The sequence below is a fragment of the Chloroflexota bacterium genome (assembly GCA_026708035.1).
Lineage (GTDB): Bacteria > Chloroflexota > UBA11872 > UBA11872 > UBA11872 > JAJECS01.
Genome location: JAPOVQ010000014.1, coordinates 72349 through 86674 on the forward strand (window position 1 = coordinate 72349; position 14326 = coordinate 86674).

The following is a 14326-nucleotide window of genomic DNA, read 5'->3' on the forward strand; positions in this document are numbered from 1 at the left end:
TGCCGCCGTTCGAGTTGCCGCATGGCGGAGCTAGCCCGGCGTGGCGTAGGACATGTCCCAGTCGCCGAGCGTCAGCAGGCGCATGGTGGTCGACCCGAGCGACGGCTCGCCCGCGTCGCTCCAGGCCGCAATCTCGTCGCGATGGCCCAGCCGGCGCAGCGCGTCCCAGTAGTCGTTGAACATCACCCGCCCGCCCAGGACCACCGCGTCCCAGGCGAAGAAGTGCGTCACGCCGGCGTCGTAGAGCTGGCGCGCGCCGCGTCGCAATTCGGCTGGGGGCACGTAGCGCGGCATCAGGTTCGGCGCCAGCACGCAGTCGGTGCCGCTCACCAGATTTATGAAAAACTCGATCGACTCCGGGTCGCCCCAGGCTTCGGCGCCGCTGTCGAGGTTCGGCGCCGAGCTGTAGGGAATCACCGTGTCCACCAGGCCTTCCGCGACCCACGTGCGCAGGTCGATGGCGCGGTAGAGGTTCTCCGCTTCGCTGCTCAGCACCACGGCCGAGATCTGGGTCGGGCGCTTGCGCCCCAACTCCTTGTCCGTCGCGTCCAGACCGGTGCGCAGCTCGCGCATGAACGTGGTCAGGAATTCGGCGCGATATCGCAGCCAGCGCTCGTCGCGCTCGTCTAGTGTGCGGGGATCCACGCCGAATTGCGCCTGGAATCCCTCCACCAGCGGTTGCTCGTACTCCAACAGCGGCGGGCGACGATTGAACAGCAGCGCCACGCCGTCGACCGGATAGCTCGCCATTTCGCGCAAGAGTGAGATCACCAGCTCCCGCGTCTCGGGGTAGGCGTACGAGAGGCGCGGCGCCGCATTGCCGTCGCGTGTCACGCAGCGAAGCTCGGGGTGGTCCAGGTAGAACCCTCCGGCGTTCCACGAGTCGTAGATCGGCGCCGCAAAGTGAAAGCCGGCGACGCGGTACGAGGCGTGCAGCTCGATCCCGATGGACTGCGCGGTCTCGGCGGCGATGCGCAGCGGATCGATGCCCTCATCGCGAAAGTGCCGCCAGGCGCGCGCGTGCGTGTGATCCCCGACGCGAATGAAGTCCTCCACGCCGTCGGCCGTCGGCATGTGGCCGATGGCCGACGGATAGAACGTCAGATCGCCGACGGCGCCCTCCCAGTAGATCCGCGCCACATCCGAGTCGGCGAACGGCGCGACCTCGCGCTGGATCTCTTCGACCGTGAGCGGCCCGCCATTCCAGATATAGCCGTGGGCGTCGTTGTGCGCGAACACGCGCCGCCGGTCGGTGCGGGCCTCGTCGGCCAAGTGCGCTTCCACCTCGGCCGGTGACAGCGGAACCAGCTTGATATAGGCGATGTTCGCGGGCGTGCAGACGAACGAGCCGGCCTCGTCACCGGACCCCACGCGGGGGCTGATCTGTCCCAACTCGATCTGCCGATCCGTGAGGTCCGCAATCTTCCAGAAGCGCTCCAGCAGGTGCTCGGCCTGAAACGTGCCCTCGTCGGGATGCGTCGCCAGGTACGTGAACGACGGCTCGCCCGTGAGCCGGGCGCGCAGCGCGCGGCTCTCCCCGTGCGTTTCGGCGTAGACGCCGATCGAAATCGCGTGCCAGCCCGCGACATCGAGGGGATAGGTGACGTCGGGCGCCGCGGTTTCGGGACCGGCCAGCAGCATCGTCCCGGCGCAGGCCTCCGCCGTGAATGGCAGCGCGCGCCAGCGCCGCAAGGCAGGCGCGGGGTTCATGGCGTCGGCGGGCAGGCAGCGGTCGAGGTCCGCCAGATACACCGGCGAACCGGCAAGCCAGCGGTCGGTGTGGCGATCCACGCTCGCGCTACCCGGCATCGGCGTACGCCGTGCTCCAGGCGCCCACGCTTCGCAGGTCGGACGAGATCCAGCCCAACTCCGGCTCGCCGTCGCGGCTCCAGGCCAGCACCTCGTCCACGTGGCCCAGGCGCCGCACCGCGTTCCACATCGGGCGGTAGTTCGCGCGTCCGTGGCCGCCCGCGCAGTCCCAGAAGAACAAGTGCTCGACGCCCGCGCCGTAGATCGTGGCGGCCCGTCGGCGAAAGTCCTCGGGACTCATCCGGCGCGGCATCACGTTCGGCGCCAGCAGGCACGACGTGCCGTCGACCGCATCCAGGAAATAGTCCAGCTCCCGTGCGTCGGACCAGGGCGCCACGGAGCCGCGCGATTCCAAGTCGGAGACGTAGGGAATCAGTGTGTCGACCAGGCCGTCCTGGGCCCAGGTCTTGAGATCGCAGCCAAAGAAGGCGTTGGCGGCCTCGGTGCCTTCGACGACGGCCGACACCGCAATCGGCGTCGACCGCCCCTGCTCGCGGCTTACGTCGTCCATCGCCTGCCGCAGCTCGCGCATGAACTGGGTGAGGACGCGCGAGCGATAGGCCAGCCAGGTTGGATCGCGCTCGTCCAGCTCGCGCGGATCGGCGCCGAACTCGCGCTTGAATCCTTCCACCAACGGCGGCTCGTACTCCACCAGCGGCAGACGCCGATTGAAGAGCGGACACACGCCGTCGATCGGGTATTTCGTCATTTCGCGAAACAGGGAAACCGCGAACTGGCGCACACCCTCGTAGGTGTAGGCCATGATCGGCGTGCGCCGGCCCCGGCGGTCCTCGCCGCGCCACTCGGGGTGGCGGTCGTAGAACGTATCGCCAAAGCTGTTGTGGTCGATCGGCGGCGGGTAGTGGAACCCCGAAACTCGCCAGGCCGCGTGAAACTCCATGCCGAGCTCGTGGGTGTGCTCCACCGCGACGGCAAACGGGTCGATCCCCGCATCGCGGAATATGCGCCAGCTCTCGGCATGGAGCCGGTCGCCGCGGCGATTGAAGTCCTGCACCTCCTCGATCGTCGGGATGTGCGCGATCTTCGAGAAGTAGCGGACCTCGTCGCCGCCCCCGGCTTCCCAATACATGCGGCTGAAGTCGGTGTCGCGATAGGGCTCGATCTCGCGGCGAGTCTCGTCCGCCGTCGTCAGCCGCCAAACCCAATGGGGCCCGTGGGAGTCGTTGTGCGCGAACAGTCGCTTGGTGTCGGCTCGCTGCCGATCCGCCTCGACATCGGCCGCCTCGTCGTCGGTCAGCGGCACGAGCTTGATATACGCCACGTGCACCGCGCCGCAGGCAAACGACGCGTGCTCGTCGCCGGACTTCAGGCGGGCCGCCGGCTGGCCCAGCTCGAGCTGTTGCCCGTCCAGCTCCGCGCATTTCCAAAACAGCTCCGCCACTTCCCGGTGCTCCGGCATGGGCTCGTCCGGATAGTGATCCGCCAGTGAGGGGAGAGTCAGCATCGTCGACACCTGATCGTCGGTGAGCCGAACCTCGAGCTCGCTGTACCGGGCGTGGTGGCCTCCGGCATGGCATCGCACGAGTCCAACCGAAATGGCATGCCAGCCCGACGCTTCGAGCGGATAGGTGACGGTCGGCGCCGCGGTCTGCGGGCCGGCCAGCAGCATCGTGCCTTCCAGGTCGTCGGTGGAGTAGGTTAGCTTGCGCCAGTGCCGCAATGCGGGAACGTCAACCAGAGCCGCTGCCGGCTCGCAGCGGTCCAGGTCCGTCAGGTATACGGGATCGCTGGCGAGCCATCGGTCCGCGTAGCGGTCGTGCTCAACCCCAGCCACGGCACCACCCCCTCCGCCGGCTCGCGCATCGCCCTCGCTCGCGCGGGCCACCAGTTGACGGCGAAGCCTATCAGACGCTATGCCAGCAATGACCCGAACGCATCGGGCCACACATGGGTACTCAGTTTCTCACCGCCGGTGATCTGGTCGTCGAGGTCGTCGACAACGCCGACGCTGCCGACCCTCCAACTCGGGACGACGCTCGCATGGCCGCGATCAAGGACGGCACGTTCGAAGACGGCCCATACCGCTTCGACCGCTACACCGGCTACAACGGCATTCGACAGCTGTTCAGCCGTCACGGCCCGGCGGAGAACATCTTCGGCGTGGGCGGCGGAAGCGGCATGAATTTCGAGTTTGTCTATGACGCCGACGGCTCGTCGTTTCGGCCGCGCTGGATCGATGGGCGACCGGGCGGCGCGCCCACGCCCGGCAGCCTCACGCGCGTGGACGAATCGACGGTCGTGTTGGAGACCCGCGTCCAACAACCGCAACGCGTCGACGTGCAGACCACATTCAAAGTCGTGCCGCCCCACTACGTCGATCTGGAATCCGTGTTGTCGCCACATGCCGGCTCGTTCACCGGCGACTGGGTAGGGCTGTTTTGGGCCTGCTACATCCGGCGGCCCGAGGTCAAGACCACCTACGTTCGCGCGCGGGCGCAGCCGCGGGCGGAGAGCGACTGGACGGCGACGCTGGCCGAGCCGCCGCACGATGCGCGCGCCTTCGCCTCGGAGCGGGAGGCGCAGCTGCTGCCCAACGAGCCAGACGCGGCCGGGCGCCTGCTGCACAACATCCGACCGCTGCGCTACGTCGAGCCCGTGATGTTCGGCCGCTGGCGGAACATGGTGCTGGCCTTGATGCTCCGCTCGGATGACCATCTGCGGTTTGCCATACAGCCGACCGGCGGCGGCCCGCGCAATCCCGCTTGGGACTTCGGCATCGTCATCAAGCAATGTCAGGTTGGCGCGGCGTATCGCTGGAGCGGACGTATGGTCTTCAAGCCGGACAGGGGATCAGACGACATTTGGAGCGAGTATCAGCGCTGGATGCAAGGCGTATAGACCAGTCCAACAACGACGAGGGTAATAGTTTCTATACGTTTCGCTAGAATTGTATTCGTGACGCTCTTATTGAATTGAACATCTCTCAGAGAATTCGAGACTATCTGCGCATGTACAGCGGGATTACCGAACGGGATAAACCATCGGAGGCAACCCTTCATCATTCCCGCGAAGGCGGGAATCCATGCCCCCGACATTTCGAGGTGTCAAACTGAAATATGGATACGTCACCAGTCTTCAATGTGCATTTGAGCAGACAGATTCCGCGACACACAGTCTCCGGGGAATGTCGCCGCCCGCGACGCCGGACGCACCGATCACCACAGGCGATTTCCGCAATACGTCTGACCCTCGCTGGCCTCAATCGCAGACCGCAGCGCGCCGATCCTGTGCTACCGTGAAAGTGGCGGAGGAGTGTAGCTCAGTTGGCTAGAGCAACGGTCTCCAAAACCGTAGGTCGGGGGTTCGAGTCCCTCCACTCCTGCCACGCGCCGAAGTGGCGGAATTGGTAGACGCGCTGGTCTCAAAAACCAGTGAGGTAACTCCTCGTGTCGGTTCGATCCCGACCTTCGGCACCAATACTCGGCCTTGGCCTATGTCGCGGGTTCCGGAATATCCAGGTCCATTCCGGGATAAACCGCCTGCGGATCCTCGTCGTCAAATCGCCACTTATTGCGTTCGAAGATGATCTGCCATTGGTGTTGATCGCCGTACTCACGCTCGGCAATCGTTCGCAGCGTCTCGCGCGGCATCACTTTGACGGTGTGGCGGATCGGCCACTCGCTGGGTGCCGGGGCTTTTCGGAATAGCTTGCGAAGGTCCACCGGCGCGCACCCGCGGCGATTTGATTGGTGGGCGATAGGCTACCATTGCCGATGAGCATGAGTCATCGACCACGGCCGGCGGCCGATCAGTCCCAAGCGCTCCGCGTTTCCACCGACCCACCGGATTTCTCGGCAAGGCTGTGGGCTGAGGCTGAGGCCAAGCAGTCGTGGGTGTGCCTCGGCCTCGATGTCTTGCGCCAGCAGCTGCCGCGGAGCATCCCTCACACCGTCGAAGGCGCTGGCAGATTCCTGCGAAACATTGTTGACGCATCAGTTGAAGATGTGTCGGCCTTCAAGCCTAATCTGCCGTTTTACCTTGCCATGGGATCCGATGGAATCCGATTGCTTACCGACATCATTGAACATATCGATCACCGCGCCATCGTGATCCTCGATGGAAAGTTCGGCGATGTCTCGGACACCATGGAGCAATACGCTCGCGCGGCATTCGATGTGTTCGACGTCGACGCAGTGACCGTCGACGTCTACGGCGGCTGGGACACGGTCGAGCCGATGCTCGTCGATCCGACGCGCGGCGTGTTCGTGTGGACGCGCAGCAGCAATCCCGATGCGGATGCCGTTCAGGGCGGTTCCCAGGACACGGATCCACTGTTCGTGCGCCTGGCCGGCGAAATCCAGTCGCGGGCGGAGTTGGGCAACCTGGGAGCGGTTGTTGGCGCCACCCGGTCCGACGACGTGCGCCGCGTGCGTGCCGCGGCGCCATCCGTCCCGTTGCTCGCGCCCGGCGTCGGCGCCCAAGGCGGTGATTTGGAAGCTGTCGTGCGCGCAGGCTTCGGCGAGGCGCCTGCCGGAGTGCTCATCAACGCCGGGCGCTCCGCGCTCTGGGCCTCAGCCGACGCCGACTACGCGCTCGCGACCCGTGCCGCCGTGCAAGTGCTGCGCGACCGGATCAACGCCGTCCGATCCACGTGACTGAAACAACGTCGCCTGACGTTCCCCAATTCACCGTTGGAGAATCTGTGCGCATGCGCAAGGCGCATCCGTGCGGCGCGGACACCTGGACGGTGAGGCGGGTGGGCGGTGACGTCGGGCTCCGCTGCAACGGCTGCGGTCGCCGGATCTTTCTGGCGCGGCGCGAGCTGACGCGTCGTCTGCATTCCCAACACCGCGCCGGCGCTGCGCGCCCGGGTTAGTCGGGCGCCGGATTGACCGGCCAGGCGCCGAGCACCCGAGCAAGCACGCTCGTCCGCGAGAGCTCGGCAAGCGCCTGCTCCACGTTCGGGTCGTCCGGGTGCCCGGTCAATTCGAGGAAGAACAGGTAGTCGCCGGGCTTGGTGCGGGATGGGCGTGACTGGATGAAGCTCAGATTCACGTCGTGGCTGCGCAGCATGCCCAGCATGTCGTGCAGGGCTCCCACGCGGTCGCGGATGGAAACCAGCAGCGCCGTGCGGTCCCGCCCGGTGCGGCTCGCCGGCCGGCGTGCCAGCACGTAAAACCGGGTGCGGTTGGTGGCAATGTCCTGAATATGCCGCCGGACCACCGTTAAACCATGGGCCTCGGCGGCGGACATCGTTCCGATTGCAGCCGTGCCGGGCTGATCGCTAGCCCGCTGGGCCGCCTCGGACGTGCTGGCCACTTCGTGTCGCGTTGCTGACGGAATCTGGCGCGCCAGCCAATCGCGGCACTGATGCAGCGCCTGAGCGTGGGAATAGACCGTCGCGTAGGTGTCCTCGATGGCCGAGGCGATCAGGTTGTGCGATATGGGCACCACGACTTCGCCGCAAATCGAGACTTCATGCTCTGTAAACAGATCCAGGGTTTCGCCAATCGTTCCGCTGGTTGAGTTTTCTACCGGCACCAGCCCGTATGCCGCATCCTCGCGCTCGACGTGGGCAAACACCTCGCGAAACGAATCCGCCGGCAGGTAGCTGGCGGAACGTCCGAAGTGAGTGCGCGCGGCCTCATGGCTGAAGGTGTAGGCCGGCCCGAGGAACACCACCCGCTCGGGCTCTTCGAGGCTGCGGCAGGCCGAAATGATCTCGCGAAAGATGTCTCGAATGTGCGTCGCGCTCAGGGGACCGGGGTTTTGCGCCGTCACTCGGTCCAGGATCGCGCGCTCACGATCCGGGTCATATGACGGGCTGGAGGCTTCGGCCTTGAGGGCGCCGACGCGGCGGACGACTGCCGCTCGCTCGCTCAGCAGCCGAATCAACCCATCATCCGACGCGTCCACCGCGCGCCGGAGCTCATCGAGCTGATCGGCCACCGCCGGCTGGCCCTCCGTCACAGGTGAGCGGGATTCTAGCACCGGACCTCCTCGACCCGGCCTAGCTCGAAGATCGTCGTGGGACCCACCGTCGCCGATTGACGCATTCCATATTCCGGGACGCAGATACTCGGCACGTGCCCCTCAGTTGAGGCCGAGATCGGCGGCTGCCTCGGCAAAGGCGCGGATGGCCTCGTCCAGGTCGTCGCGGCTGTGGGCGGCGCTCACCATCACGCGCACCCGCGCGGCGTCGCGAGCCACCGTGGGAAACGCCACGCTCTGGACGAATATCCCAAGGCTGCGGAGTTTGTCGCTCAAGGCATGGGCCGTCTCCGCCTCGCCCACGATCACCGGCGTGATCGGCGTCTCGCTGCGTCCCGTGTTCAGTCCGAGGTCCGCCAGGCCGGCCTTGAAATAGCGGGCGTTCTCCCAGAGCCGCTCCACCCGCTGTGTCTCGCGCGAGAGGATGGCGATGGCGGCCCGCGTGGCGCCCACCACGGCCGGCGGATGCGAGGTCGAAAACAGGAATGGCCGAGCGTTATGAATCAGGTAGTCGCGCAGCGTCTGCGAGCCTGCCAGGTAGCCGCCCATCGACCCGATGGCCTTGGACAGCGTGCCCATCTGCACGTGGACGCGTCCCTTGAGGCCGAAGTGATCCACGGTGCCGCGCCCGCCCCGCCCCAGCACGCCGCTGCCGTGGGCGTCGTCCACCATCACCATCGCGCCGAACTCCTCGGCAACCTCCACCAGATCGGGCAGCGGCGCGATGTCGCCGTCCATGCTGAACACGCCGTCGGTCACCACCAGCTTGCGCGGATAGCCCTCGCATTGCCGCAGCTCGGTGCGCAACGAATCTGCGTCGCTGTGCGCGAAGCGGCGAACCGTGGCGCGGCTGAGCCGGCAGGCGTCGATGATGCTGGCGTGGTTCAGCTCGTCGCTGAGGATCACATCGTCGCGCCCCACCAGCGAGGCCACCGCGCCCAGATTGGCGGCGAATCCTGACTGCAGGACCAGCGTCGCTTCCACGCCCTTCCATTCGGCGATCTCTCGCTCCAGCGCCTCGTGGATATCCATCGTCCCGGCGATGGTCCGCACCGCACCGGCGCCCGCGCCAAACTCATCCACCGCGGCCTGGGCGGCGGCGCGCATCTCGGGGTCATTGGCCAGACCGAGATAGTCGTTCGACGACATGTTCAGCAGGTCGTGCCCGCCGATGCGAATCCGCGGACCTTGCGGGGACTCCAGGACGCGCAGGGGCCGCCAGAGGCCCTTGCTGCGGAGGTCTGCGAGCTCTTGATCGGCAAACGTCAGCGGATGCATGGAGTGCGCTCTCGATGCGTGCGGGGCATGGCCGCTAGCGTACCCCGTGCGCGCCATGGTCCAGGGCGCCGTTCGTGGTGAGCCAATCCCGTTGGCGGTGGGTCAGTCGAACCACGGGCTGGTGGGCATGGTCGTCGATTGACCAGCCGTCTATGATGCCGCCGCCAGGCCAATGCCAGAGCAACCCGCCCATGAACACAGCACCCGCGCCCGGCATGATGCCGCTCGGTCGGCGCCACGCCCGGAACTCATGACTGCCGACCCTGCCGCCATGCTCGAGGCCGCCACCCAGGCGGCTCGGGCGGCCGGCGACGAGTTGATGCAGCGGCTGGGCGGCACGATGGACGTCCGCTGGAAGACCTATCAGGGAGAGACAACCGTCGTCACCGACGCGGATATGGCTGCGGACCGCGCCATTCGCGACGTGCTGCTCGCCCAGTTCCCCGACCACGTGATCCTCTCCGAGGAAGTGCCGCACGACGACACTCTCGGGCCCGACGTCTGGGTCATCGACCCGCTGGACGGCACCGACAACTACTCACGCGGCCAGCCGCAGTTTTGCGTCAGCGTGGCGCATGCAACCCACGGGCGGGTCGACGTCGGCGTGGTATTCGATCCGGTCCGCGACGAGCTATTTGCCGCTACCGCCGATGGGCCCGCGCAGTGCAATGGCGCAACGGTGCGCGTCACGGATCGCGACGATCCCGCCGACGCAGCCGTGGCCTGGGCGCAAGCCGGCGCCTCGCCGGAGGACTCGAAGCGTCTGCGTGCGGCGCTGCCGGCGGCGGCCGAGATATTTCATCGCGTTCGGCTGACCGGCAGCGCCGCCCTGGAGATGGCATGGGTGGCGGCGGGCCGCTTTGACGGCGCGCTCTTGGGCAACGTCAAGTGGTGGGACCAGGCAGCGGCGTCGCTGATCGTCGAGCGGGCCGGCGGTCGCGCCACGGATATCTATTGGCGTCCCATGGGTCCCGACAGCCGCCGCTGCGTGTTCAGCAACGGGCGGCTGCACCAGGCCATGATCGAGCTCGCGCATGCGCACGGTTTGCACCTGGCGTTCCCGCCCCCGGATGTTGACCCCTCGATTTAGCCGGTGCTAGCGTCGCGCGCTGCCCGTCCCCCGCTGCTGGCTGATGCTTCCCGAGATCCCGGTTGAACGCATGGTGCTGGCCGTGTTGTCGAACGACGACGCCAACACGGTACAGGCGGCGCTGGTTGAGGACGAGTTCCGCGTCACGCGCATCAACACCACCGGCGGCTTTCTCAGACGCGGCAACGTGACCCTGCTGGTCGGCGTGGCCGAACGCGAGGTCGACTCGGTCATTGAGCACATTCGAGCCAATGCTTCCGCCGAGAGCGACAGTGAGGCAGGCGGCCGCGCCGGCTCCACGATGCTTGTTGTCCTTCCGGTCACCGTGTCCGCACGCGTGTAGCCCCGGAGTCAGCTCGGGGAGCCACTTCGCGACCGCAGTAAGCTTGGCTTATGCGCCTACTCGCTGCCGGTGAGCTTCGACATCCATGACCCTATCCAGCGCCGGTGGGCGAGTGCTCGCGCGCGCGGCGCTGCTTGCCCTGGCCGCGCCCCTGCTGACCGTGCTGCTCGCGCAGGCCATCGGCATCGAGGTTCCGCCCGGTCACGAGGGGCACCGCCACGTGCACCTCGCGACCGGCGACGCGCCGCTGGGGACTGAAACGGAGGCGTCCTCGGGCGAATTCCCCGAGGGTGCCTTTGGTCTGCTCGCGGGCGTACTGCCGGCCCTCCTGGCCACGGCCCTGCTGCCCATCACCTTTCGACGGATCACGCACGCGACCCAACGGGTCTCGGAGTGGTCGCCGCAGGCGGCGCATCCACCTCCTCGGAGCTAGTCGAGTCGTCGACACCCTTCACGGCAGGCGCAATTTTTTGGCGCCGCCGAGCACAGGCACCCAGGAGAAATCAGATGCGATGGATATCCGCGCGCGCCACGGCGCGCGCGCTGGTGGCGGCGGCGGTCCTCACCGCCGCCACGGCCTCGGGCACGTTGGCGCACGAAGGCCGGGAATCGGCCGGCTTCGACGTCGTAGTCGGCTTCCTGAACGAACCCGCCTACGAGGGATACCTCAACGCCGTATTCCTCGAGGTCACCAGAATGGCGAGCGGGCAGGGGGCTCAAGAGCCGCACAAAATGTCGGGAAGCCAGATGCCCGACGTCATGGCCCACGGGGGCATCTTCGTGTCCACGCCATTCGAGGATGGCGACGCCTTCGAATCTGAGATTCCGCACGACCTCGACGGCATGACGATTCCCTACCACAGCCACCTCAATCCCGATATCGCCGGATTGATTGAAGTCACGCGGGACGTACCCGCGGCAAGCCGCGTCGAAATTGAACTACACGCCGACGGCGCCTCGCCGCACATGCTGCGGGTGCAGCCGGGAACCACCGTCGTGTTTCGGAACCGCACCGGCGAGCCCCAGCTCATCGCGAGCGGCATGCATACCGACGAGGCCCACGCCGCCGCCGGCCTGGACGGGCCGGTGACCGGACTGGAGGACACCCTGCAAGTCGAGGTCACCCACGTCGCCACGGGGCAGTCGACGGTCATGGCCCTCGCGCCGCTGTTCGAACACCCCGGCGCGTACACGGCGGACTTCATACCAACGCAACCCGGCGCCTATCGATTCCGGTTCTTTGGAAGCATCGAGGGCCAGCCGTTCGACGAGGCATTCGAGTCGGGCGCGAACACCTTCGACGCCGTGCAGTCCCGCGCGGCCGCGCAGTTTCCCGTCACGCTGCCCAGCGTCCGCGAGCTCGAGGGGGTGGTGCGGACCTCGCGGGCATCGGCCGACGAGGCGCTCGACGCAGCGGCGGGCGCGCGAGTGATCGGCATCGTCGGCATCGCCGTGGGCGCCGTTGGCCTTGTGACCGCCGCCGGCGCGATCGCGCTGGCGATTCGGAGTCGCCGTCGTGGCGCATAGGCTCCGTCATTCCGGCGCAAGCCGGAATCCAGTCCGGTCAAACCCAGGGACGCCATGCCTCCGGTAGGGGCGGGTTTCAAACCCGCCCGCACCGGGCGATGCCGGCGCCTCTCCAACGCATGACGCTGGCGCCGGCCCGACGCTGGACGCTGGCGGTCGTGCTTGCGGCTGTGCTCACCACCGTCGGGCTCATGCCGGTCGCCGCCCATGCCAATCTCGTGCGAGCGATTCCGGCTGCCGGCTCCACGGTAGACACGCCGCCGCAGGTCGTCGCCGCCGAGTTCTCCGAGCGGATCGAGCCGGGTTTCAGCCGCATCGATGTCCTGGATGCCTCCGGGGCGTCGGTGACTGACGACCCCAGCCAGGTCGACCCGTCGAACCGTTCCGCCATGTTGGTGCGCGTGCCGCCGCTCGCCGATGGCACCTACGTCGTGACCTGGCGCACCTTGTCGGTGGTCGACGGTCACGTTATCCGGGGCTCCTACGCCTTCAGCGTGGGCGAGCCCATCGACGCCGACGTGGCGAGCACCCCGGCGTCCGCGCTGGTTCTTAGCCCCGCCGAGCCCGTCCTTCGGGCCGCGCTGCTCGTCGGCGCCATGCTCGTGCTGGCCACCGCGGTGCATGTGCCGCTGATCTTCGCGCCGGCCGCCCGAGCGGTCGGCGTAAGGGCCGCGGGATCCCGCTACGTCGAGCTCGGATGGATTGGATTCGGTCTGGCCGCCGGCGCCCACGTGGGACTGCTGGTGACCCAGGCCGCGAGCCTCGCCGGCGATGCCGAGGCGGACCTGGTCGGCGCCGTCGGCAACGCGCTCGGCTTGGGCCAGTGGGGCACGCTGTGGATCGTCCGGGCCGTCGTGCTCGCCGGGTTGGCCCTGGCCCTGATGCGAGCCGGCCGCGAATCGCGGCCGCTGCGAGCCTGGTTGCCGGTCGCGGCCCTGGCCGCGGCTGTGCTGGTCACAATCTCATTGGGCAGCCACGCGGCGGCGCTCCTCGAGTCCACGACGGCGGCCACCAGCGCCGACGTGCTCCATTTGCTCACCGCCGCTCTTTGGGCCGGCGGCCTCGCCCCGCTGCTTCTGTCGCTCGTGCATGCCCGCCGGACGCTCGACGGCAACCCGCGCCGCCGCCTGCTAGGGGCGCTGCTGGCGCGGTTTTCGACCATCGCCACGATCTCGGTCGGCGCTCTCGTCATCACCGGCGCGTTTGCCACCTGGATTCAGGTCGTCGAGCTGCCGCGCTTGGCGCAAACCGACTACGGCCGCGCGCTGGTGGCCAAGCTCGTGCTCGTGGCGCCGCTCATTGGCCTGGGCGGGGTCAACCTGCTCTGGACGCGGCGTCGACTGAACGAATTGCGGCCCACGGCTGCCGGCCGGTGGGCGCCGCGCCTGGTGGCCGCCGAGGTGCTGCTCGGCGTCGCCGTCGTTGCGGTGGTCGGCCTGCTGACCAGCCTCGAACCCGCGCGCCAGGTCGCGTTGGGCGATGCACGGGGCGTCAATCTGGAGGCCCGCCTTGACGACCTCGAAGTGGCCCTGAGCATTCAGCCGGGAACCCCGGGCCACAACACCGCCACTCTGACGCTTCAGGATCGGGGACAGCCCGTGGTCGACGCCGACATCCAGTTGCAGTTCAAGTTTCTCGACTCGGACATCGGGCAGCGCGATCTGCGTCCCGATCCGGACGCTGACGGCCGCTACGTCGTGGCGGGCGATTTCATTGGCCTCGTCGGGCGCTGGCAGGCGCTGGTCGTTGTCCGGCGCCCCGGCGAGTTCGATGCGCGCGCGCCCTTCCGGTTCGACGTCACGCCCGGCGGTGCAGCGGCAGGCGGCGCGCGGCCACCGGCCGCCGACGACGTGCGCCGCGTGTGGGCCATTGCACTCGCGGGTCTGGGCCTACTGCTCGCCTTCGGCATGCTGCAGCCCATGGCCTGGGCGGACTGGGCGCGACGAGGCGTGACGGTCGCCGGCTTCGGCGCCGGCGCGGTTGGGCTTGCGCTGCTGGTCACCACCCCCGAGTTCACCCCGAGCTCGTTGAGTGCCGTGAACCCCGTGCCGCCCGACCAGACATCCATCGACGCCGGACGCATGCACTTTGAGGCCCACTGCGTCAGTTGCCACGGTCCTGGCGGACAGGGCGACGGACCGCTGGCGGCCGGACTCGATCCGCCGCCGCTGGACTTGACCATTCACGTGCCGCTGCACCCCGATGGCGAGCTCTACGCCTTCATCGAAGCGGGCATTGCCGACACGGCTATGCCGGCGTTCGGGGAGACGTTGACCGTGTTCGACATCTGGAACCTGGTCAACTTTCTCCAGACGCTGCCGCCGTAG

The 14326-nt window shown here is 67.7% G+C and carries 13 protein-coding genes and 2 tRNA genes; 10 read left to right on the forward strand and 5 right to left on the reverse strand.

Annotation, left to right across the window (positions count from 1 at the left end):
* Positions 1–30: 30 nt before the first annotated feature.
* Together OXG33_06165 and OXG33_06170 are read right to left on the reverse strand one after the other, a co-directional pair.
* The gene (locus tag OXG33_06165) at positions 31–1809 is read right to left on the reverse strand and encodes a family 10 glycosylhydrolase (GenBank protein MCY4113509.1); all 1779 of its coding nucleotides are present in this window, start codon (positions 1807–1809) and stop codon (positions 31–33) included.
* Entirely contained in the window at positions 1799–3604 is a 1806-nt protein-coding gene (locus tag OXG33_06170) for a family 10 glycosylhydrolase (protein ID MCY4113510.1), read from the reverse strand. Before OXG33_06170 ends, OXG33_06165 begins: the two co-directional genes overlap by 11 nt.
* A gap of 113 nt (positions 3605–3717) precedes the next feature.
* On the opposite strand from OXG33_06170, the gene OXG33_06175 reads away from it, so the two are divergent.
* From OXG33_06175 to OXG33_06185, 3 genes are all read left to right on the forward strand, one after another.
* On the forward strand, positions 3718–4668 hold the full coding sequence (locus OXG33_06175; GenBank protein MCY4113511.1) for a hypothetical protein: 951 nt from the start codon (positions 3718–3720) through the stop codon (positions 4666–4668).
* Between the two features lie 410 nt (positions 4669–5078).
* Positions 5079–5155 (forward strand) — tRNA-Trp (locus OXG33_06180).
* A 3-nt stretch (positions 5156–5158) separates the two neighbouring features.
* A tRNA-Leu gene (locus tag OXG33_06185) sits at positions 5159–5246 on the forward strand.
* A 15-nt stretch (positions 5247–5261) separates the two neighbouring features.
* Here the strand turns inward: OXG33_06185 and OXG33_06190 are convergent.
* Complete coding sequence (locus OXG33_06190) at positions 5262–5492, reverse strand: hypothetical protein (GenBank protein MCY4113512.1); 231 nt, start codon at positions 5490–5492, stop codon at positions 5262–5264.
* A 57-nt stretch (positions 5493–5549) separates the two neighbouring features.
* Between OXG33_06190 and pyrF the strand changes: the two genes are divergently transcribed.
* Entirely contained in the window at positions 5550–6425 is an 876-nt protein-coding gene (gene pyrF / locus OXG33_06195; GenBank protein MCY4113513.1) for an orotidine-5'-phosphate decarboxylase, read from the forward strand.
* Positions 6422–6646 (forward strand): DUF951 domain-containing protein, encoded by a 225-nt coding sequence (locus OXG33_06200; protein MCY4113514.1) that lies wholly within the window; start codon positions 6422–6424, stop codon positions 6644–6646. The genes pyrF and OXG33_06200 overlap by 4 nt, the downstream gene beginning before the upstream one ends.
* Here the strand turns inward: OXG33_06200 and pheA are convergent.
* Positions 6643–7761 (reverse strand): prephenate dehydratase, encoded by a 1119-nt coding sequence (gene pheA, locus OXG33_06205; GenBank protein MCY4113515.1) that lies wholly within the window; start codon positions 7759–7761, stop codon positions 6643–6645. The two genes, OXG33_06200 and pheA, sit on opposite strands and share 4 nt — an antisense overlap.
* A gap of 102 nt (positions 7762–7863) precedes the next feature.
* Positions 7864–9039, reverse strand: coding sequence for a glycine C-acetyltransferase (locus tag OXG33_06210; GenBank protein ID MCY4113516.1), 1176 nt, complete (start codon positions 9037–9039; stop codon positions 7864–7866).
* A 250-nt stretch (positions 9040–9289) separates the two neighbouring features.
* Between OXG33_06210 and OXG33_06215 the strand changes: the two genes are divergently transcribed.
* The 5 genes from OXG33_06215 to OXG33_06235 all read left to right on the forward strand — a co-directional run bounded on the left by OXG33_06215 (position 9290) and on the right by OXG33_06235 (position 14326).
* Positions 9290–10129 (forward strand): inositol monophosphatase, encoded by an 840-nt coding sequence (locus OXG33_06215; protein ID MCY4113517.1) that lies wholly within the window; start codon positions 9290–9292, stop codon positions 10127–10129.
* A gap of 43 nt (positions 10130–10172) precedes the next feature.
* On the forward strand, positions 10173–10472 hold the full coding sequence (locus OXG33_06220; GenBank protein MCY4113518.1) for a cyclic-di-AMP receptor: 300 nt from the start codon (positions 10173–10175) through the stop codon (positions 10470–10472).
* A gap of 85 nt (positions 10473–10557) precedes the next feature.
* A complete protein-coding gene (locus OXG33_06225; protein MCY4113519.1) occupies positions 10558–10905 on the forward strand; it encodes a hypothetical protein in 348 nt (115 codons plus the stop codon).
* Between the two features lie 74 nt (positions 10906–10979).
* Complete coding sequence (locus tag OXG33_06230) at positions 10980–11999, forward strand: hypothetical protein (protein MCY4113520.1); 1020 nt, start codon at positions 10980–10982, stop codon at positions 11997–11999.
* Between the two features lie 119 nt (positions 12000–12118).
* Positions 12119–14326: a copper resistance protein CopC gene (locus tag OXG33_06235; GenBank protein MCY4113521.1), complete on the forward strand. Its 2208-nt coding sequence runs from the start codon at positions 12119–12121 to the stop codon at positions 14324–14326.

Coding starts and splice junctions, on each gene's coding strand:
- OXG33_06165 (MCY4113509.1), bottom strand. CDS start 1,809: ATGCCGGGTAGCGCGAGCGTGGATCGCCACACCGACCGCTGGCTTGCC.
- OXG33_06175 (MCY4113511.1), top strand. CDS start 3,718: ATGGGTACTCAGTTTCTCACCGCCGGTGATCTGGTCGTCGAGGTCGTC.
- pyrF (MCY4113513.1), top strand. CDS start 5,550: ATGAGTCATCGACCACGGCCGGCGGCCGATCAGTCCCAAGCGCTCCGC.
- OXG33_06210 (MCY4113516.1), bottom strand. CDS start 9,039: ATGCATCCGCTGACGTTTGCCGATCAAGAGCTCGCAGACCTCCGCAGC.
- OXG33_06215 (MCY4113517.1), top strand. CDS start 9,290: ATGACTGCCGACCCTGCCGCCATGCTCGAGGCCGCCACCCAGGCGGCT.
- OXG33_06220 (MCY4113518.1), top strand. CDS start 10,173: ATGCTTCCCGAGATCCCGGTTGAACGCATGGTGCTGGCCGTGTTGTCG.
- OXG33_06225 (MCY4113519.1), top strand. CDS start 10,558: ATGACCCTATCCAGCGCCGGTGGGCGAGTGCTCGCGCGCGCGGCGCTG.
- OXG33_06230 (MCY4113520.1), top strand. CDS start 10,980: ATGCGATGGATATCCGCGCGCGCCACGGCGCGCGCGCTGGTGGCGGCG.
- OXG33_06235 (MCY4113521.1), top strand. CDS start 12,119: ATGACGCTGGCGCCGGCCCGACGCTGGACGCTGGCGGTCGTGCTTGCG.